This is a genomic window from Gilvimarinus xylanilyticus (assembly GCF_024195295.1).
GTDB classification, from domain to species: domain Bacteria; phylum Pseudomonadota; class Gammaproteobacteria; order Pseudomonadales; family Cellvibrionaceae; genus Gilvimarinus; species Gilvimarinus xylanilyticus.
The window spans coordinates 220809-240268 of sequence record NZ_JAMFTH010000001.1 but is presented as its reverse complement, the minus strand read 5'-3'; the positions used below and the strand labels follow the sequence as shown (position 1 = coordinate 240268).

At 54.1% G+C, this 19460-nt stretch carries 19 protein-coding genes; 2 read left to right on the top strand and 17 right to left on the bottom strand.

The genetic code is table 11. From position 1 onward, the window contains the following. Positions 1-71: 71 nt before the first annotated feature. Positions 72-1292 (bottom strand): argininosuccinate synthase, encoded by a 1221-nt coding sequence (locus tag M6D89_RS01035; protein ID WP_253966173.1) that lies wholly within the window; start codon positions 1290-1292, stop codon positions 72-74. Positions 1293-1440: 148 nt separating this feature from the next. Continuing rightward, positions 1441-2913, bottom strand: coding sequence for an exodeoxyribonuclease I (gene sbcB, locus M6D89_RS01030; RefSeq protein ID WP_253966172.1), 1473 nt, complete (start codon positions 2911-2913; stop codon positions 1441-1443). A gap of 83 nt (positions 2914-2996) precedes the next feature. On the opposite strand from sbcB, the gene can reads away from it, so the two are divergent. Next, a complete protein-coding gene (gene can / locus M6D89_RS01025; RefSeq protein ID WP_253966171.1) occupies positions 2997-3626 on the top strand; it encodes a carbonate dehydratase in 630 nt (209 codons plus the stop codon). 67 nt (positions 3627-3693) lie between these two features. Here the strand turns inward: can and M6D89_RS01020 are convergent, their stop codons facing one another. The 9 genes from M6D89_RS01020 to M6D89_RS00980 form a co-directional block, all read right to left on the bottom strand. Continuing rightward, a complete protein-coding gene (locus M6D89_RS01020; RefSeq protein WP_253966170.1) occupies positions 3694-4425 on the bottom strand; it encodes a hypothetical protein in 732 nt (243 codons plus the stop codon). Between the two features lie 151 nt (positions 4426-4576). Continuing rightward, positions 4577-4909 carry a 4a-hydroxytetrahydrobiopterin dehydratase gene (locus M6D89_RS01015; RefSeq protein ID WP_253966169.1) on the bottom strand — a complete coding sequence of 111 codons (333 nt, stop codon included), beginning with the start codon at positions 4907-4909 and terminating at the stop codon, positions 4577-4579. A 51-nt stretch (positions 4910-4960) separates the two neighbouring features. Next, on the bottom strand, positions 4961-6481 hold the full coding sequence (locus M6D89_RS01010) for a fumarate hydratase (protein WP_253966168.1): 1521 nt from the start codon (positions 6479-6481) through the stop codon (positions 4961-4963). 69 nt (positions 6482-6550) lie between these two features. After that, on the bottom strand, positions 6551-7375 hold the full coding sequence (locus tag M6D89_RS01005) for a hypothetical protein (RefSeq protein ID WP_253966167.1): 825 nt from the start codon (positions 7373-7375) through the stop codon (positions 6551-6553). 136 nt (positions 7376-7511) lie between these two features. Then, on the bottom strand, positions 7512-8093 hold the full coding sequence (gene sodB, locus M6D89_RS01000; RefSeq protein WP_253966166.1) for a superoxide dismutase [Fe]: 582 nt from the start codon (positions 8091-8093) through the stop codon (positions 7512-7514). A gap of 182 nt (positions 8094-8275) precedes the next feature. Next, on the bottom strand, positions 8276-9925 hold the full coding sequence (groL, locus tag M6D89_RS00995; protein ID WP_253966165.1) for a chaperonin GroEL: 1650 nt from the start codon (positions 9923-9925) through the stop codon (positions 8276-8278). Between the two features lie 48 nt (positions 9926-9973). After that, a complete protein-coding gene (gene groES / locus M6D89_RS00990; RefSeq protein ID WP_253966164.1) occupies positions 9974-10264 on the bottom strand; it encodes a co-chaperone GroES in 291 nt (96 codons plus the stop codon). A gap of 236 nt (positions 10265-10500) precedes the next feature. Beyond that, positions 10501-10977, bottom strand: coding sequence for an FxsA family protein (locus tag M6D89_RS00985; RefSeq protein WP_253966163.1), 477 nt, complete (start codon positions 10975-10977; stop codon positions 10501-10503). A 3-nt stretch (positions 10978-10980) separates the two neighbouring features. Continuing rightward, positions 10981-12012, bottom strand: a complete 1032-nt coding sequence (locus M6D89_RS00980) for a DUF481 domain-containing protein (protein ID WP_253966162.1) — start codon at positions 12010-12012, stop codon at positions 10981-10983. Positions 12013-12041: 29 nt separating this feature from the next. Between M6D89_RS00980 and M6D89_RS00975 the strand changes: the two genes are divergently transcribed. Next, complete coding sequence (locus tag M6D89_RS00975) at positions 12042-12356, top strand: MGMT family protein (RefSeq protein WP_253966161.1); 315 nt, start codon at positions 12042-12044, stop codon at positions 12354-12356. Here M6D89_RS00975 and M6D89_RS00970 read toward each other — a convergent pair. The 6 genes from M6D89_RS00970 to M6D89_RS00945 all read right to left on the bottom strand — a co-directional run bounded on the left by M6D89_RS00970 (position 12353) and on the right by M6D89_RS00945 (position 19430). Then, a complete protein-coding gene (locus M6D89_RS00970) occupies positions 12353-13717 on the bottom strand; it encodes an AmpG family muropeptide MFS transporter (RefSeq protein WP_253966160.1) in 1365 nt (454 codons plus the stop codon). The two genes, M6D89_RS00975 and M6D89_RS00970, sit on opposite strands and share 4 nt — an antisense overlap. Before the next feature lie 85 nt (positions 13718-13802). Next, entirely contained in the window at positions 13803-15410 is a 1608-nt protein-coding gene (rhlB, locus tag M6D89_RS00965; RefSeq protein WP_418930349.1) for an ATP-dependent RNA helicase RhlB, read from the bottom strand. Between the two features lie 98 nt (positions 15411-15508). Continuing rightward, the gene (locus M6D89_RS00960; RefSeq protein WP_253966159.1) at positions 15509-16762 is read right to left on the bottom strand and encodes an MHYT domain-containing protein; all 1254 of its coding nucleotides are present in this window, start codon (positions 16760-16762) and stop codon (positions 15509-15511) included. A 163-nt stretch (positions 16763-16925) separates the two neighbouring features. Beyond that, positions 16926-17294 (bottom strand): zinc ribbon domain-containing protein, encoded by a 369-nt coding sequence (locus M6D89_RS00955; protein ID WP_253966158.1) that lies wholly within the window; start codon positions 17292-17294, stop codon positions 16926-16928. 5 nt (positions 17295-17299) lie between these two features. Beyond that, a complete protein-coding gene (fmdA, locus tag M6D89_RS00950; RefSeq protein WP_253966157.1) occupies positions 17300-18532 on the bottom strand; it encodes a formamidase in 1233 nt (410 codons plus the stop codon). A 151-nt stretch (positions 18533-18683) separates the two neighbouring features. Further along, positions 18684-19430 (bottom strand): endonuclease/exonuclease/phosphatase family protein, encoded by a 747-nt coding sequence (locus M6D89_RS00945; RefSeq protein ID WP_253966156.1) that lies wholly within the window; start codon positions 19428-19430, stop codon positions 18684-18686. Positions 19431-19460 lie beyond the last annotated feature (30 nt).

Below are 19460 nucleotides of genomic sequence, written 5' to 3'. Positions count from 1 at the left end.
AAAGTACGGCGCCGTATACTCAGCGCCGGGAATTCAGAGCACAGTCGGCTAGGCTTAGCCGATTTTCGCGCTTACAGCAGGTTGCGACCTTTGCTGGCGGCGATGCGCATACGCAGCGCATTCAGCTTGATAAAGCCTTCAGCGTCTTTTTGATCGTAAGCGCCGGCATCGTCTTCGAAAGTGGCGACTTTTTCGTCGAACAAGCTATCAGCAGAGCGACGACCCACCACATGAACGGCACCTTTGTACAGCTTTAAGCGCACATCGCCGTTAACCGGCTCCTGGGTTTCGTCAATCGCGGTTTGCAGCATTTTGCGCTCGGGGCTCCACCAGTAGCCGTTATAAATCACTTCGGCGTACTTGGGCATCAGGCTGTCTTTTAAATGGGCCACTTCGCGGTCCAGGGTAATGGACTCGATCGCGCGGTGCGCCTTCAGAATAATCGTGCCGCCGGGGGTTTCGTAGCAGCCGCGAGATTTCATGCCCACATAGCGGTTCTCAACGATATCCAGACGACCGATACCATTGTCGCCGCCCAGCTTGTTGAGTTTTTCCAGCACAGTGGCAGGGCTCATACGCTCGCCGTCGATGGCGACAATATCGCCCTTCTCGAAGGTCAAATCAATGTAAGTTGGGGTGTCCGGGGCCGCTTCGGGCGAGACACTCCAGCGCCACATATCTTCTTCAGCTTCGGTCCAGGGATCTTCCAGAACACCGCCTTCGTAGGAGATATGCAGCAGGTTGGCGTCCATGGAGTAAGGCGACTTTTTCTTTTTGGAAGAAAAGTCCACCGGGATATCGTGTTTCTCACAATAGGCCATCAGGGTTTCGCGCGAAGTCAAATCCCACTCGCGCCAGGGGGCAATCACCTGAATGCCGGGTTTTAGGGCGTAGGCGCCCAACTCGAAACGAACCTGATCGTTACCCTTACCGGTAGCACCGTGGGCAATAGCATCGGCGCCGGTTTCGTTGGCGATCTCGATCAAACGCTTAGAGATCAGAGGGCGGGCAATAGAGGTACCCAGCAGGTATTCACCCTCGTAGATGGTGTTGGCGCGAAACATGGGAAAGACGAAATCGCGCACGAACTCCTCGCGCAAGTCGTCAATGTAGATTTCTTTAACCCCCAGCGCCTCGGCTTTGGCGCGGGCGGGTGCTACCTCTTCGCCTTGACCGATGTCGGCAGTGAATGTCACCACTTCACAGTTGTAGGTTTCCTGCAGCCATTTAACGATCACGGACGTGTCCAGACCGCCGGAATAAGCCAGCACAACTTTATTGATGGACGACATACTCTGCTCCTACTTGAATAGATTTTCACCAATTGTAGAGCACCGGAAAAGGTGCGGCGAAATTGTACCCGCAAATGCCGCCAATTCCCACCGCAAATGTTACCAGATTACCCAGATATACAATTCGAAACAGGGCCTGTGGATAGCTTTACGGGCCGCCTTTGGCCCGCTCCAGTAATTGCTCACCCCAGGTTTGTAACTGCTGCATCAGCGCGCGCTGCTTCTCGGTCAAAGCTCCGTCTTGCAAGTGGGCCTGTATTTGCCGATCGAAGTCCTCTTTAAGCAGAGATGCACCCGCCTCGCCGTGGGTAAGACGCCGAAGGCAAAACTGTCGCCACAATGCCATTTCTGCCGGCGCTAGAGTCTCGGGAAAGTTGCGTGCCCGGTAGCGAAATAGCAGCTCGGGCAGCCGATCATCCCTAAACTCGAAACCACGGGCCAAATCGTCCGGCGATGCATCGCGGATCTGACGCATCAGACCGCGGTCATGATCGCTAAAGAAGCCATTGTACAGACGCTGATCCGGGTCGGTACGGGATGCAAACTGACTTAGTTGATACAGTTTAGCGAGCTTCGCACGCAAGCTGGCCGCCTCGGGAGGCGTTAGGGAGTGGAAAACCTTCCAATGCGCCTCGCACTGCGCGCGATCAATTCCCAGGCGCTCTGCAGTCTGATCGTCCAGCATAGAAACGGGCAGCACCATCGGGCTTTTATTTAAGTGGATCTCTTTAAGCGGCAGGCGCTCTACCCCTTGGGGTAAATCTTCATTGGAGACAAACAGGCGTTCGGCCATTGCCTCGGGCGCAAGCTCGAACAGGGGCGAGGGGTCAGCGCTCAGATTAAACGCGATCACGCTGTTTTTATTCTGTGGGTGCCAAGCGAGCGGCACCACCAAAGCGGCATTACCCTGGGACGATGAAAACCGCGATGAGATGTGCAACACCGGCTTAAAGCCGTCAACGTCCAAAAGACCGGACACAAAGCGTTTATCGCGCAGCTTTAGTCCATAGTCATAGAGTTTGGGCTGGGCCTGCTTAAGCAAGCGCGCCAGGGCGATCGTAGCGTAGACATCGCTTAGCGCATCGTGGGCCGCGCCGTGCTCGAGGTTGTTGGCAGCGGTCAGGGCCTCGAGCTTAAAACAGGGGGTACCATCGTCGTAGTTGGGCCACTCGATACCCTCGGGTCGGAGGGCTCGGGCCATGCGGACGACATCGATTAAATCCCAGCGGGAGTTACCATTTTTCCACTCGCGCTCGTAGGGGTCGTAAAAGTTGCGGTACAAGCTGTACCGGGTGACCTCATCATCGAAGCGGATGGAGTTATACCCTACTCCGCAAGTACCGGGCGCTGCCAACTCAGCCACAATGCGGGCTATAAATTCGGCTTCGGGCAAGCCTTTTTCGGCAGCCAATTGCGGGCTGACCCCGGTCACCAGACAGGCCATAGGCTTGGGCAAAAGATCTTCCGGGGGGCGGCAAAACAGGTTTAAGGGCTCGCCGATCACATTCAGATCGGCATCGGTGCGCACCCCGGCAAACTGCGAGGGACGGTCAATAGAGGGAACCTCACCCCATGTCTCGTAATCGTGCCAGTAAAACGTAAATGAACCTGCGTGTGCCACATAGACCTCCTTAATCGCCTCCTACTGTACCATCGGGGCATGTTTGAATATACTTGCGCCACGTCAACAGCCGGGAGAAAACCATGTCAAATCTAGAACATCTATTTGCTCAAAACGCCGAATGGGCCGAGAAAATCAAAGCCGAAGACCCGGAGTTTTTTGAAAAGCTGTCCAAACAACAAACCCCCGAATACCTGTGGATTGGCTGCTCTGACAGCCGCGTACCGGCCAACCAGATTGTGGGCCTGATGCCCGGCGACATTTTTGTGCATCGCAACGTTGCCAACCTGGTGGTCCACACCGACCTCAACTGCCTATCGGTCATGCAGTTTGCCGTTGAAGTGCTCAAAGTCAAACACATCATGGTGACCGGTCACTATGGCTGTGGCGGGGTAAAAGCCTCGATGGACAACCAGCAAGTGGGCATTGTGGACTACTGGATTCGCAATATTCGCGACGTCTACTACAACCACCAGCAAGAGCTTGAGACGATTAGCGATGAAGAGGAGCGCCTGGCACGGCTGTGCGAACTTAACGTCATGCAACAGGTGGCCAATGTTTCCCACACCAACATCGTGCAAAACGCCTGGGCCCGCGGACAGGAGCTGACCCTGCACGGCTGGTGCTACAGCATTCAGGATGGGATTATCCGTAATTTGATGGAGCCTATTACGGGCGCGAGTGACCTAAGCGAGCGGTATCGCTTGGTTTAACTTTACATACCCAGATAACAAAACGCCCGGTCATTTATCCGGGCGTTTTACTCACCAACCTCTGGGTCTATAGCTTGGCACTGGCCTGCTCATACAACTGCAAATCCTCTTCATTCGCCTTAAGCAATTTTTTATAAGTATCGCTCCCGATCTCTCGTTTAATCTCATCCAGCCGCTCCGCCAGAGACCTATCCAGGTCGCGCGACACATTCTTGCGCACCGCTACGAGCCTCATACCAGGAAAGCCCTCCTCTCGCAACCACTCTTGAAGCCTGACCAAGGATTCCTCAAAACGATCTACAACCCCTACAAACGGCAGTTCGGCGACCGCTTTTTGGGCGCGAAATAGTTCCGTTCCAACCTCAGGATCATAGCGAAATCCAAACCTTTGGGAATGAAAGTTTCGGCACAAGCGATCTTTAGGCAGAGCCAGGCGGCTCTCGATATAACCTTGTAAATTGGTGTGACGCGCCAACACGGAACCAAAGTTGTCGGTGCCCTGCTTTTTCTCAAAAGCGTGAATAGAGGCAATGCGGTCGATCGGGTGGCGAATAAAAATAACCGGTAAAACTTTAACATCAGCAATATCGGGTTCCGGTAAGTAGGCTGAATGGGACGAAAACACCCGCGCCCGAGGCTCTGATTCCAACCACCGCTTAACTCCCGCACGGTTTGGTTTTAAAGGCCCTGGAAACTCGTCTGTTAACCACTCGCCACGCTTCACATTCTTCTTTAACTGTGAATCAAGCGAGGTACCGGCATTTTTAAAAAGATGGTAATGAAAGATAACTTGTCGCATCAACAACCTATTCACTTAAGCGATAAGACTCAGCGCTCAACCCGTCGGCTACTGAAGCGCAAGCGGCTGAGAGCGGGCGCAAAGATATCAGAATCCACGCAGATTAACAGCGCACCACCCTCACATTGCGTTATAAATTGTTATAAAAGTGTCACAATTTATCGGTTTTCGCTGCCATCACAAAATCATTGCGATGCAGCCCTTTGATTTTGTGCGTCCACCATTCGACTTTAACCTTGCCCCACTCGGTGGTCAGTGCCGGATGATGCTGATACTCTTCGGCCAGCTTCCCTACCGATTGGGTAAACGTCAGGGCGTCGGCGAAATTTTTAAAGCTAAATTGGCGCGTTAGTATCGGAATACCGCCGTGCGTAACCACGTCCCACGCGGGAATATCGGGCAGTAATTCTTGGATTTCGCCATCGCTTAGCTTGGGGGCGTCGGCGCGGCACGCCTCGCATTGTTGCTCGTGAAGTGCTGACATATCCTACTCTCCTTCTCAAGCGAAACGGGCGGCAAACCGCCCGATTAAAGTTTAGCTGACAGTGACCACGCCCTCTTCAATCTTGGCGCGCCACTCTTGCGGGCCTGTTTGGTGTACCGACTCGCCCTTGCTGTCTACCGCTACGGTAACAGGCATATCTTTAACGTCAAACTCGTAAATCGCCTCCATGCCTAACTCGGGAAAGCCCAACACCTTAGCGGATTTAATCGCCTGGGCCACCAGATAGGCGGCACCGCCCACGGCCATCAGATAAACCGACTCATTATCGCGAATCGCCTCAATGGCGGTAGGGCCGCGCTCAGCTTTACCGATCATACCCAACAGACCCGTCTGCTCGAGCATAGTTCGGGTGAATTTATCCATACGGGTCGCCGTAGTGGGGCCTGCGGGGCCAACCACTTCGTCACGTACCGGATCCACCGGGCCTACGTAGTAGATAAACCGACCGGTTAAGTCGACCGGCAGCTCTTCACCTTTGGCGAGCATATCCACCATTTTCTTATGGGCGGCGTCGCGACCGGTAAGCATTTTGCCCGATAGTAAGATCGTATCCCCCGGCTGCCAGCTTTTTACATCGTCGGCCGTCACCTGATCCAAGTTCACGCGGCGCACCGTATCGGACACTTCCCAGCTGATTTCCGGCCAGTCGTCCAGTGACGGCGGGGTTTGCAGCGCAGGGCCCTCGCCTTTTAAGGTGAAGTGCGCATGGCGAGTGGCGGCGCAGTTGGGAATAATCGCCACGGCTTTGTTGGCCGCGTGAGTAGGGTAATCTTTTACTTTTACATCCAGCACCGTGGTTAAACCACCCAGCCCCTGGGCGCCTATACCTAAGCGGTTGACCTTGTCATACAGCTCCAGACGCAATTCTTCGCTGCGGTTATCGGCTCCCCTAGCCTGCAGATCTTGAATATCCACAGGGTCCAGCAGAGCTTCTTTCGCCAGTAGCATGGCTTTTTCAGCGGTACCGCCAATACCAATCCCCAGCATACCCGGTGGACACCAGCCTGCCCCCATTTTGGGCACCATATCCAGCACCCAGTCCACCACCGAATCAGACGGGTTGAGCATGGCAAATTTGGTTTTCGCCTCACTGCCGCCGCCTTTGGCGGCCACGTGAACATCAACCTCGTTGCCGGGCACAATATTATAATGGATTACCGCCGGGGTATTGTCGCCGGTGTTTTTACGCGCACCATCGGGATCTTCCAGAATAGAGGCGCGCAAAACGTTGTCTGGATTATTGTAGGCACGGCGCACGCCTTCGTTCACCATATCGGTTAGGCTCTGGGTGGTTTCCCACTGGACATCCATACCCACGGTGACAAACACAGTCACAATGCCGGTATCCTGACAAATAGGACGATGCCCCATAGCACACATGCGCGAATTGATCAGAATTTGTGCCATGGCATCTTTGGCGGCGGGATTGGCTTCGCGCTCGTAGGCCTGGTTAACAGCCTGAATAAAATCGACGGGATGATAGTAAGAAATAAACTGAAGAGCGTCGGCGACGCTCTCGATAAACTCGGCTTCTTTAATCACGGTGGTCATAGCAAAATCTCTGGGTATTTGGATTTTGCGGCGAATTTTACACCATGGCGGCACGCCCTGTCCCCCGTATCAGGGGGTTGCAGGCGAACCGGCCGAGTTAATCTGTTGTTTTAACTGCAAAATATCTCGGTTGACGTTGCGGCGGTAGGCATCGATAGCTGCAATAGCATCTTCATTGGTTTTCACCCGCGATGCCAAATCTTTTAACCCGGGCAACTGCTGCGACACCCGCTGAATATCCATACTCAGGCTCTGCAGCCGCTCGCCATTAGCGGCGACACTTTGCAGGGCCTGCTGGGATTTTTTCAGCTCGGCGGCGGATGACGCCAGCTGTTTGTCCATGGCGGCGATGCGCTTTTCCAACTCGGCTTTAATATTGTTGGCGCTGGCCCGGGCCGTGGCGGCATCTTTCTCGGTGGCGGCCACCTGCTTTTTCAGCGCCGCCAGGGCATCTTCGTTGGCGGTGATTTTCTTGCGGTTGGTATCGTGCGAAACACCCCAGAGTTTGCGAATTTCGGAATCAGCCCAGTCCAACTTATCGCGAATGTCATCCACGGTTTCACTGGATTGGTGCGAGCTGAGATCAAGCCGCGCCTCCAGGTTGGTGATTTGATTCTGAGCGGCTACCAGCTCTTTTTGCGCTTCGGTAAATTTCCACGTTAGATAACCTCCGTAACCCAGCGCACCAATGGCCAGAACCAGAGCAAATATCGCCAAAAAACTGGGGCCACTGCTGGAGGGAGCAGACGGCGGTGGCGGCGGAGGGGTCTGACGACGGGACGAGCCGCCTTTAGAAGACGTCTGCGGACGCTCAGCCTGGGGCGGTGCTTTATCCAGAGAGTCATCATCCCGCTCGGGCACAATACCCGATAAAGTCGGTTCTTTACGTTCCATAAACTACCTATTACAGCCTATTTTTTAACGGTAGAAGTTATAACAGGTCTACCATTAAAAAAGAAGCCGAGTGCTCACAAAGCCAGATACAAAAACGCCGGGCAAAACCCGGCGTTTTCGCGACATCGGCTGGCGATTAGGCGAAGTTCTGATTCACAAAATCCCAGTTCAGCAACGCCCAGAACGCTTCCATGTACTTAGGACGCGCGTTGCGGTAGTCAATGTAGTAGGCGTGCTCCCATACATCCACAGTCAACAGCGGCGTCACCGAGTCATCGGTCAGTGGAGTTTCAGCGTTAGAGGTATTCACAATCGCGACGGAACCGTCGGCTTTTTTCACCAACCAAGTCCAGCCAGAACCGAAGTTACCAATCGCAGAGTTGGTAAACTCTTCTTTGAACTTGTCAAAAGAACCAAAAGCGCTATCGATGGCTGCAGCAACGGCGCCAGTTGCTTCACCGCCTCCGTTGGGGCTCAGGCAGTTCCAGTAGAAGGTGTGGTTCCAAACCTGTGCGGCATTGTTGAACACACCCCCGGAAGAAGATTTGATCACTTCTTCTAGGCTTTTACCTTCAAATTCGGTACCCGGTACGGCGGCGTTCAGCTTGTCCACATAAGTCTTGTGGTGCTTACCGTAGTGAAATTCCAGGGTTTCTTCAGAAATGTGCGGTGCTAAAGCATCTTTCGCGTAGGGCAGTTCGGGTAATTCAAAAGCCATATCATTCTCCTTAGTACACGGTGAAAATCATACACCGGCGGGGGCCGGTTTTGTAAGGTTTGTCATCAGTGTGGCTATCAACTGATACTTTTTAGAATGGAGCAATATCGGGGCCATCAGTATAGCCCCAATATAAAACAAAGGCACCTGCCGTAACAGATGCCTTTGTGGAGGGGGTGGGCTTACATCATGCCGCCCATGCCGCCCATACCACCCATGCCGCCCATATCAGGCGCCGGTGCCGAGCCGCCTTCCTCAGGCTTATCGGCCACCATGGCTTCGGTGGTAATCATCAGGCCAGCAACAGAGCCCGCCGCTTGCAGCGCGGTACGAGTCACTTTAGCGGGGTCCAAAATACCCATTTCCAGCATATCGCCGTACTCGCCAGTGGCGGCATTAAAGCCGTAGTTACCTTCGCCTTTGCGAACAACATCGGCAACCACCGAGGCCTCTTCGCCAGCATTGGTCACAATTTGACGCAGCGGCGACTCCATCGCACGACGGGCGATGGCAATACCGGCGTCCTGCTCTTCGTTGTCACCCTTGAGATCCAAAATCGCGGCAACAGCGCGCAGCAGAGCGGTACCACCGCCAGGCACTACACCCTCTTCAACCGCAGCTCGAGTCGCGTGCAGAGCATCTTCAACGCGAGCTTTCTTCTCTTTCATTTCGATCTCGGTGGCAGCACCCACCTTGATGACCGCAACACCGCCGGCCAGCTTGGCCACACGCTCTTGCAGTTTTTCGCGATCGTAATCAGAAGAAGTCTCTTCGATTTGAGTGCGAATTTGCGCTACGCGAGACTCAATTTCACCGGCATCGCCCGAACCGTCAACGATGGTGGTGTTTTCTTTACTCATGGTGACGCGCTTAGCGGTACCCAGATGCTCAAGAGTAATGCTCTCCAGATCCAGACCCACTTCTTCACTGATTACGGTACCACCGGTCAGTACCGCGATGTCTTGCAGCATGGCTTTACGACGATCGCCGAAGCCAGGCGCCTTACAAGCCGATACTTTAACGATGCCGCGCATGTTGTTGACCACCAAGGTCGCCAGGGCTTCGCCCTCAACGTCTTCAGCAACAATAACCAGCGGCTTACCAGCTTTGGCTACGGCTTCCAGAGTCGGCAGCAACTCGCGGATGTTAGAGATTTTTTTGTCTACCAGCAGGATAAAGGGATCGTCCTGCTCGACCATCATGTTGTCTTGGTTGGTGATGAAATAAGGCGACAGGTAACCGCGGTCAAACTGCATACCTTCAACCACGTCCAGCTCATTCTCAAGGCTGGTGCCCTCTTCTACAGTAATAACGCCTTCTTTACCGACTTTGCCCATGGCTTCGGCAATGATGTCACCGACGTGTGAATCACTGTTGGCCGAAATAGTACCCACCTGAGCGATAGCTTTAGGGGTATCGCAAGGCTGAGCAATAGACTGAATGTGAGCCACGGCGGCGGTCACGGCTTTATCGATACCGCGCTTCAGATCCATCGGGTTCATACCCGCGGCCACTGATTTCAGACCTTCGTTAACAATGGACTGGGCCAGAACAGTCGCGGTAGTGGTACCGTCACCGGCGTCGTCAGAGGCTTTAGAGGCAACCTCTTTCACCATCTGGGCGCCCATGTTTTCAAACTTGTCTTCCAGGGTAATCTCTTTAGCGACCGACACACCGTCTTTGGTGACGGTAGGCGCACCAAAAGATTTCTCCAATACCACATTGCGGCCCTTGGGACCCAAGGTCGCTTTTACGGCATCAGCCAGAATGTTGACACCTTTGGCCATACGCTGACGGGCGCTATCACCAAACTTCACTTCTTTTGCAGACATAATTCAATTCCTTCCAATAATTCGTTCAACAACACAGATAATGGGGGATTAAGACAACACGGCCTTAATGTCGGTCTCGCTCAGGATCACCAGCTCTTCACCGTCGATTTCGATGGTGTCACTACCGGCGAACTTACCGAAAACCACAACGTCACCCACTTTTACATCTACAGCGCGAACTTCACCGTTATCCAGCACACGGCCATTGCCTACGGCAATAACTTCACCCTGATTGGGCTTTTCCTTGGCCGAACCCGGCAGAACGATACCACCGGCGGTTTTTTCCTCTTCTTCCTTGCGGCGAACCACAACGCGATCGTGTAAAGGACGAATATTCATGGATACTGATCTCCAACTAGCAGGTTGATATGCTTAGTACTATTGTTAAAAACCCGGTTGACCGGGATTTTGCCTCAAGGTCAAGCCTTAAAAAGCAAAAATTCTCGTGGCCGCGACGCGGCGACCGGCTTGCAAAGGAGGTGGGGCTAGTCGGGAGTATTTCAATAGCGGAAACGAAAAAAAATTCAAAAAGGCGCGCTTACACCTCGAGCACCCCGAGAACACGCCCTAAGTGATCATTTTTTAGGCAAGGAGTCCCTTTCCGGCCGTGGCTCATCGGTACGGCGATACTCACCCTCAAAGGTGTGCTCGTCGTCGCCTGGAGTGAAGCCCCCGCGGGGTCCATTGCCAGCGGCAGCCTGGACTTTAATTTTATCCCCCAGCAGATGAATTAAAGCGCGCCGACTGAACGGAATTAACAACAAAAACCCCAAGGTGTCGGTAAAAAAGCCCGGCGTCAGCAAGAATGCACCGGCCACCGCCAGCATGACACCTTCAATCATTTCCCGGGCTGGCAGCTGCCCTTCGGCCATGCGGGTGCGGGCGCGCAGTAAGGTCGCCACCCCCTGCCAACGAATTAACAGCACCCCCACCGCGGCGGTAATCACCACCAAGGCGACCGTGGGCAGCACGCCGATTTCGTCCCCCACCTGCACAAACAGGGCGATTTCAATCAGGGGGATAACAATAAACAACAAAAAAAGAATAGGCATGATCTACCACTCATAACTGACACCCACCAACACGCGGGTGTCTTCTCGGGTTTTATCGGGCTGAGGCTCGTTGTCTACGTTGTAATCGACTTTAAGCTCAGAGTAGAGTTCCCCGGCAATCAGAGCACTCAACCCAGTATTGGTAATAAGTCGCCAGTCGCGGCTGTCTTCCTGCGACTGGAGAAACTCGTTTTCGTGAAAGAAGGATACCCCCAAAGGCAGCTGATAGCGAAAATTGGTGCCCAGACGAATCGCGAAACGCTCGTTTACCTTTTCAAAATCTTCTTCTGGGTCTTCGGGGGTTTCATAGCGTTCGTTCACGTAAGTCAGACCCGCGGTTACCGATAACGCCCGCTCTGAACTCTCCCAAAACTGATAACCGGTACCAGTACCAATTGTGGAATAAGTCTCTACCGCCCGCGATTCGTCAGCTCCCACGGCAATATCATTGTTCCAGAACCAGCGCTCACGAAAAAACCAGTCGACAACATAACGGCTCGTCCAAATCTCGTCCGGCGCCTCATTGTCTGAGGAATAGCTGGCGTACTCTAACAAGCCGTTGTGACGAAACTCACTGCGGCGATACTCGACCGTGGCCTTGGATTTAATATCCCGGCGCACGTCGTTACCTTCGGCGTAAAACCCCGATAGGCTAAAACGCCCCCCCAGGGTGTAAGCGCCCTCGATATGGCTCTCAAAGGGCAGCATTATCTCCAGAGTTGCCAAAGGCACACTGCGCTGATCCGGATCGCCACCACAGGTGTAGAACAGATACTCTTGCTTCATACCATCGAGCAGACAAGGGGTGTCGCTGCCGCTGATTTTCATGGGCATGGTGGTGGACATATTTTTAATTTTGCTGCGCGCGATTTTAACCTCGCCAAAATTACCCGAGGCCCAAATCAGCTTATCGCCCTCAAGGCCCACAAACTCACCCTCCAGGCGATCACCGTTAAACAGCTCTACGACGCCTGCCTGAGCACCAGAAAGCCACAGACCGAAAAACAGCCATAGAAAATTTCGTATACTTATCATACCTACTCTGTAAACCGTCAGAGCAATCCATGCCGGAAAACGAATCTCAACAAGCGCTTTACACCGCCCTGGCCATGATCCCGCCGGGCAGGGTTATCACCTACGGACACCTGGCGCGTCTGGCGGGTAAACCCGGTGCGGCGCGCTGGGTGGGCCGTGAACTTAAACTACTACCTTCGAACACTCGCCTGCCCTGGCACCGAGTCATTAATGCAGCGGGCCGTATAAGCCTGCCAAGCGATAGCTCGGGAGCTGAGCAATGCGAGCGCCTCAAAGCCGAAGGAGTCGAGGTGCGCGCTCAGCGCGTCGACTTAAAAACCTACCTTTATGACCCTGCGCGCTAATCCCGAAGCTTTTTGCCGATGACCACCAGCAAGATCAAGCCCGGTATCACCATCACCGCCGTCAGGACAAAAAACAGCGCCCAATTACCGTTTAGCGCATCCACCAAAAATCCACTGCCCGAGGCGAGCGTGGTGCGCCCTAAACTTCCCAGCGATGCCAAAAGCGCGTACTGCGCCCCGGAGAAGGCCCGCCCTGTCAGCCAGGTTAACAGCGACACAAAGGCCACTGTAGAGAAGGCAGCGCAGAAATTATCCACCACGATAGCGGCCAAAAACAGGCTCTCTTTGGGCCCGGCCAGCGCAATCCAGGCGAACATTAAATTGCTCGCGGCCATAGCGACGCCGCCAATAAATAAGCCGCGCACAATGCCGTAGCGAATATTAATGGTGCTGCCCACCAGGGTAAACAAAATGGTCAACCCCCAGCCCACAAGTTTGGAATAGTGCGCAATCTGTTCGTTGGAGTAGCCAACCTCGCGGTAAAACACAATCGACATACGCCCTAAAAAGGCTTCGCCGATTTTGAATAAAAACACAAACAACAATATCGACAGGGCCAGGCGCACGCCATTGCGGCGAAAAAACTCGGCAAAAGGCTCCACCACCGTGACGGTTAGCCACACAACCGCCTTGGCCCAGGGGCTATTACCCGCATCCAGCATACCCTGGTAACGCAGCTCGGCTGCCTGTTGCAACGCGCGGCGATCGGATATTGGCTCGCGCACCACCAGGGTGAACACCATAAGCAGTGCCAAGATAGCGGCCATCCACAAATACACCCCATCCCAGCCAATGGCGTCGGCGTTGGCAAACGCCAAATATCCCGGCAGGGAGTAACCGGTCCACCAGCCCACGATACTTACCGCCGAAGCGGCGGGAACCTTGTTGGCATCCTTACCGATAATATCAATACGATAGGCGTCAATGGCGATATCGTGGGTGGCTGAACAGGTCGCAATCAGCAGGGCCAACAAAGACAACAGCAGCAAATCCTTGTCGGGATTTAAACCCGCCAAGAGCAGCGTGGCGCCCAACATGATCGCCTGCAAGGTAAAGATCCAACCGCGTCTTAGCCCCAGCCAACGGCATACACCGAGTAAACGCACCCGATCGAGCAGCGGGGCCCACAAAAAGTTAATCGCGTAAACCGCAAATACAGAATACAAAAGCCCGACTTGAGCACGGGCAATACCACTGTCGGTGAGCCAACCACTTAAGTTCGAACCAATCAAAACAAAAGGAAAGCCCGACGAGCAGCCCAGTAAAAAAATATACAGCAGTCGCCAATCGCGGTAGTTATTAAGCGCCGCCAGCCAGGGGTGGGGTTTTGCGGTGTGGGCGGGCGATGAGCTGCTTTGCATTGGTTCTACGTGCGCCTTAGAGACAAAGGCGACACGTTAGCAGAAAAGCCCCCGGGGCGCACGGCGCCCAGGGAAGAAAGATAGGTTAAGAGCGGCGCTGCCCCGAGCGATTGCCGCTGCGGCGATGGCCACCGCCACGGCGATTGCGCTGCGCGTCGCGCGGTTTACGCTGTGGCGCCGCCATGGGAGGTGTCTCAAGCAATAGCTCTTGCGGCGGCTGCTCGCACTTGAGCTGGCGCCCCAACAGCTCCTCAATGGGCATTAGGCGGAAAGCGTCGTCCTCGCAGGCAAAGCTGATCGAGGTGCCCGACTTACCCGCCCGGCCTGTGCGGCCAATGCGGTGAACATAGTCCTCTGGCTCTTCTGGCAGAGTGAAATTCACCACGTGACTGATACCGTCAATGTGGATACCTCGCCCGGCCACATCAGTCGCCACCAACACTTTAAGCTCACCGGATTTAAACGCTTTGAGGGTTGACACCCGCTTGTTCTGAGCAATTTCACCGGATAGCAAACCCACCGGTATCCCGTGGCGCTTAAGCTTGTCCTCCAAATCGCGGCACTCGTCCCGGCGATTGGCGAACACAATTAAGCTTTCCACCTCGGCATCTTGAATCAGGTTGTAGAGCAAAGTGTATTTTTCATCAGTGCTGGCCAGGTAAATATGCTGGGTGACGGTGTCGGTGGCCACGCTGTCGGGCTGGATTTCCACGGTGACTGGGTCATTGGTCCATTGCTCTACTAGGCGGTGCACCTCGTCAGTGAAGGTCGCCGAGAAAAACAGCGTTTGGCGCTCCTCGCGCTTGGGCGTTTGACGCACAATCTGCCGCACCTGAGGGATAAACCCCATATCCAGCATACGGTCGGCTTCATCGATAACCAGAATTTCCAGCTGATCCAAAAAGACGTCTTTATTGCGGCAAAAATCCAACAATCGGCCCGGAGTCGCGACCAGGATATCTACCAAGGTATCGTGCAAGCGGCGCTGTTGCTTACTGTAATCCATGCCGCCCACTAAGGTATGGATTTGCAGGTCGGTGTGTTTACACAAGGCTTTGGCGTCATCGGATATTTGCATCACCAGCTCGCGAGTGGGGGCAATAACCAGCGCCCTCGCCTCGCCCGCATAGCGCTCTTCGGTAAGCTTGTGCTTAAGTAAATCATCGATAATGGCCGCCAAAAAGGCCGCCGTTTTACCAGTGCCCGTCTGGGCTTTACCCACCACATCGCGCCCGCGCAGGGCATAGGGTAATGATTGCGCCTGAATGGGCGAGCAGTACTCAAAGCCCAAATCGGCAATCGCGTGCATCAGGTCGTTTTCCAGCCCCAGATCGTGAAAGCGGGTTTTTCCCTCAATCTCGGGAACCGGAAATTGACTAATATCCCAAGGCGCCTTGGGTGCCGATTTTTTAGGTTTGTTGCTTTTGTTTTTCTTTGGCTTATCGCTTTTAAGCTTTTTGTTGTCCGAATTATTCGGTTTTTCGGCGTTCGCTTGATTGGGGTGTTTTTTCTTACCGCCGCCCTTTTTCTGGGGCGATTTTTTCCCCTCGGACTTGGTATTCGCCGATTTAGCTGCTTTGTCGTTACGCGCCGACTTGCCGGTGCCTTGGTTCTTTTTACCCCCGCCGGAGCGCGCATCGGACTTATGACTGTTTTTAGACTCTTGTGCCTTGGGAGCCTCATCGCCCCCCATCATCTTTTTAAGCAGCTTTGTGATCAAAACCTAAATACCTGATTTGACTAAAATGTGGGCGGAGTATACACGATTCTCCCACTCACTGCGCCTCCCGGCTAGGCTGCCACTGGCTCGGGCGCGCCACTGGTGGTCGAACCGAAGCGGCCACGCTGCGCCTCGCGCACCAATAAACGACTGTTGCTGGCACTGTCGGGATAGTGGCTGCACCCCAGAGTCCACTGCCCGTACTGGGCCGCAAACGGCAACGACTGGATATCCGCCTTTATTGCCAGAGCTAAAGCTTTTACCTGCGCGTCTTGCTGGCGACCGTTCAGTAAGACCATAAAACCACTGCTGGAGTAGCGAACCAGCACGTCAATACCTTGGACACGTGTCTGCAGCATGTTCGCGACACCTCTGGCAAATTCGTCGCTTGCGCTCTCGCCCTCAGTGTTTTGTAGCTCGCGGTATTGCCCTAAGTCCAGATACAAAAGGCTAAAGCCCTTTTGCCCTGCGCCAGCAATTCGACGCATCAACGCCTGCTCGAAGGCGCTGCGGTTGCTGAGCCCGGTTACCGAATCGGTAAAGGCGGCGCTGTGGATTTGCTGAGTACGCTGCTTTTCTTCACGGCGTTCTTTTTCCGCCTGGCGAAAATCTTGATAGGCCACCACTAGCGCCACCAGCAAAAACAGGCTGGCCACAATGGCGGTGGGAATCCCCATCCACTGGCCTCGCAACGAGTTTTCGGTTGCCATTTCAGCGCCCATGGGGTAGCTGGCCGCCGCCATACCGGTGTAGTGCATACCGCAAATGGCCGCCCCCATTACCAAGGCCGCCGCGGTTTTGGTCGCCAAGGCATACTTGGCGGGCACCACCCGAACCTGGCGACAAATCACCAGGGCCGCTCCCGAAGCGACCACCGCAATCAGGACAGAAATCGCCACAATCAGGGAGTCGTACTGAATTTGCGGTTGCATCTGCATGGCATACATACCGCCATAGTGCATCGCAGAAATACCCGCGCCCATAATAATGGCACTGGAGACAACGCTTTTGACCGATGCCTGAGGCCGGGTGATCACTGTCAGCGCCAGGGCCGAGGCGAGAACCGCTGGAATCCACGAGGCGATGGTGAGCGGCAGGCTGAAGCTCATTTCCATATCCATGGGCATGGTATACGCGCTCATACCCACAAAGTGCATCGACCAGATGCCCGTACCCAGGCATACGGCCCCGATCCACAACCAGAAGCGGCGGGCCGGGCCGGTGATAGTGAACAGTCGGGTGCCAAAATAAATAGCCGTATAGGCGGCAATAACGGCGACGCAATAAGATGCGAAGACCAAAGTGAGGTTGTAACTGCCTGTCATGCTGAACTCCGTCGGTTAGAGGTGGGGATTTGCGAATTATTACGCCACAGGTGTGACATTGGATGCGAGCATTTGCGTAAAGTAATGTAAGCAGGCAGACCTTGGGCAAAAAAGGGGAGGCTTGCGCCTCCCTAACCCTCAAACAAACGGAAATTCAATATCTTTAGTGGCTGATCATCCAGGGCCGTGCAGATGGAAATACTTTGGAACCATCGGCGGTATAAACCACGTGAGATTGCCTAATCGGTTTGTCGCCACAGCCGCACCCCTTGCCATGCTTGTGCTCGCGCCTGGCTTTTTGCTCGGCGCGGTACTCAGGCGTGGAGAAGGCGGGCTTATCCCGGGATTTTTCGTTGCGGGCATGGGCCTCGCGATTGCCCGGTGCCATATCCAGCAAGGTCGGCGACACCATGATCACGCGGGCACAACTCTCCCCGCACGCAGGACAAGAGGCGGGTTCCGCGCTCTTGTCCATGGTCGCCAGGCCGCTGAAAACACCGTGATCTTTACAGCGATAGTCGTACACTGGCATTGCTGTTACTCCTTATCCTTCGACAGAGGTACATCGACGGTATTTTCCACCTGAACCATCGGGCCATCAGCGGTAGGATTGAGATCGATATCGAAAATATCGTTGGGCAACCACAAAGTAGCGCAGGCATTGGGGATATCCACCACCCCACTGATATGTCCCTGTACCGGTGCACAGCCCAATATGGCGTAGCTTTGCGCTTTGGTGTAGCCAAACTTGGTTAGGAACTCAATGGCATTTAAGCACGCCTGGCGATAGGCAACATGCACATCCAAATAATGCTGCTCGCCATACTCATCGACGGAAATGCCTTCAAAAATAATGTAATCATCATACTTAGGCGTGATGGGGCTGGGTTTGAAGATTGGATTTTTCACCCCGTACTTTTCCATGCCGCCTTTGACGAGATTCACGCGCAAGTGAATCCAGCCCGCCATTTCAATGGCGCCACAGAAGGTGATTTCACCGTCGCCCTGACTGAAGTGCAAATCCCCCACGCTCAGGCCGCCGCCATCCACGTACACAGGGAAATAAATTTTAGAGCCCCGCGACAAATCCTTAATGTCGCAGTTACCGCCGTGCTCGCGCGGCGGCACGGTCCGGGCCCCTTCCGCGGCGGCTTCTTTGGCGGCGTCTCCGCTCATGCGTCCCATGTGGGCCGTATCGGCATAGGGCAATGTCGCCAGGGCCGGCACTCGATCGGGGTTGGTGTCGTACAAGCCTTTCTCACGCTCGTTCCAGGTATCCAGCATTTCCTTGGAGGGCAAGCAACCGATCAACCCCGGGTGAATGAGACCTGCGAATTCCACGCCCGGAATATGCCGAGACTTGGTAAACATGCCGTTAAAGTCCCAGATCGATTTCTGCGCATCCGGGAAGTGCTCGGTCAGAAAACCACCGCCATTGTTTTTGGAGAAAAAGCCGTTAAACCCCCAGTTACTCTCCTCAAAAGTGCCGATATCAAGAATATCCACCACCAGCAAATCACCTGGCTCGGCACCCTCAACCCCGACCGGGCCTGACAAGAAGTGAACCTGAGTTAAGTCGACGTCGCGCACATCATCGGCGCTGTCGTTGTTTTCAATCTGACCGCCGGTCCAGTCGTAACACTCCATAATGAAGTCGTCACCGGGTTTAACCGTTGCCACCATGGGAATATCTGGATGCCAGCGGTTGTGGATCATATCGTTTTCGTAGGCCGACTTAGACAAGTCGATTTTGACGATGGTTTCTGTCATGACAGAGGCTCCTGTGGACCTGATACCTAAAAACCGGCAAAGCATTTGCCGCCGCAAATTTCAGGATTAGTATCGGGTTCCACACCCCAAACAACAATACGACAAATTGCCCGCCGCCTACGTCAAATGACGCATGGACGAAAGCCATCGCTTAGAACTGAATGATCTGGGGAATATGGTCGCTAACCTGAAGCCACTCTTGCGGGGCGCAAGCCTGGTATTGCGCCTGAGCTAACAGATCGGTGGTTAAGAAGCTGTAATCAATGTGGTAGCCCTTATCCGGGTGACGGTACATATAATAGGTGGGATGGCTTTCCGCCCCCGGCTCCTCGCCGGTAACGTGATGATAGGCCGACCGATAACCGCGCTGGTCCAGAATGTGTACTACATCCGAGTGATTCCACCACCGGTCTGCCCGATCCCAGATCACATTGCTGTTAAAATCACCCACGGCCACACCCTTTTGCTCGGGTAAATCAGGCAAATGTATGGTGAGATATTTCCACAACTGGCCAATATAATTGAAGGTATCCGACCCAGCGCGCTTGGTCCAAACAGCCAACAGAGTGATATCATCGTTAATCCTAACCGGCAGAAAGCTTTGCAAATCTTCGGTGCGCCAGGTCTGCTCTACCTTATGACCGGCAAACACGGGAACAGAAAACTCACCCGCCCAGTCCAAAGACTTTATGCGATGTCCTCTGCGGGCAAAAACACCCAGACCTTTATGGCGCGTTGCTCCAACCCATGCGTAATTTCCAGCCCAATCACGGTACGCTTGGCTAGAATGGGCCGGATCTTCACACTCCTGAATCACTAAGACGTCAGCATCGAACTGATCCAGAGCCCGATATTTTTTGCGAAAGGCACCCGCACAGTTCCAGTTAACCAGCTTCATTCAGTCACTAAGATCCCACAGCTTTTTTAC

Coding starts and splice junctions, on each gene's coding strand:
- M6D89_RS00960 (WP_253966159.1), bottom strand. CDS start 16,762: ATGACAGGCAGTTACAACCTCACTTTGGTCTTCGCATCTTATTGCGTC.
- M6D89_RS00975 (WP_253966161.1), top strand. CDS start 12,042: ATGCCGGAAAACGAATCTCAACAAGCGCTTTACACCGCCCTGGCCATG.
- M6D89_RS00945 (WP_253966156.1), bottom strand. CDS start 19,430: ATGAAGCTGGTTAACTGGAACTGTGCGGGTGCCTTTCGCAAAAAATAT.
- rhlB (WP_418930349.1), bottom strand. CDS start 15,410: ATGGGGGGCGATGAGGCTCCCAAGGCACAAGAGTCTAAAAACAGTCAT.
- groL (WP_253966165.1), bottom strand. CDS start 9,925: ATGTCTGCAAAAGAAGTGAAGTTTGGTGATAGCGCCCGTCAGCGTATG.
- M6D89_RS01020 (WP_253966170.1), bottom strand. CDS start 4,425: ATGCGACAAGTTATCTTTCATTACCATCTTTTTAAAAATGCCGGTACC.
- M6D89_RS00985 (WP_253966163.1), bottom strand. CDS start 10,977: ATGCCTATTCTTTTTTTGTTGTTTATTGTTATCCCCCTGATTGAAATC.
- M6D89_RS00970 (WP_253966160.1), bottom strand. CDS start 13,717: ATGCAAAGCAGCTCATCGCCCGCCCACACCGCAAAACCCCACCCCTGG.
- groES (WP_253966164.1), bottom strand. CDS start 10,264: ATGAATATTCGTCCTTTACACGATCGCGTTGTGGTTCGCCGCAAGGAA.
- M6D89_RS00955 (WP_253966158.1), bottom strand. CDS start 17,294: ATGCCAGTGTACGACTATCGCTGTAAAGATCACGGTGTTTTCAGCGGC.
- M6D89_RS01035 (WP_253966173.1), bottom strand. CDS start 1,292: ATGTCGTCCATCAATAAAGTTGTGCTGGCTTATTCCGGCGGTCTGGAC.
- fmdA (WP_253966157.1), bottom strand. CDS start 18,532: ATGACAGAAACCATCGTCAAAATCGACTTGTCTAAGTCGGCCTACGAA.
- M6D89_RS01010 (WP_253966168.1), bottom strand. CDS start 6,481: ATGACCACCGTGATTAAAGAAGCCGAGTTTATCGAGAGCGTCGCCGAC.
- M6D89_RS01005 (WP_253966167.1), bottom strand. CDS start 7,375: ATGGAACGTAAAGAACCGACTTTATCGGGTATTGTGCCCGAGCGGGAT.
- sodB (WP_253966166.1), bottom strand. CDS start 8,093: ATGGCTTTTGAATTACCCGAACTGCCCTACGCGAAAGATGCTTTAGCA.
- can (WP_253966171.1), top strand. CDS start 2,997: ATGTCAAATCTAGAACATCTATTTGCTCAAAACGCCGAATGGGCCGAG.
- M6D89_RS01015 (WP_253966169.1), bottom strand. CDS start 4,909: ATGTCAGCACTTCACGAGCAACAATGCGAGGCGTGCCGCGCCGACGCC.
- M6D89_RS00980 (WP_253966162.1), bottom strand. CDS start 12,012: ATGATAAGTATACGAAATTTTCTATGGCTGTTTTTCGGTCTGTGGCTT.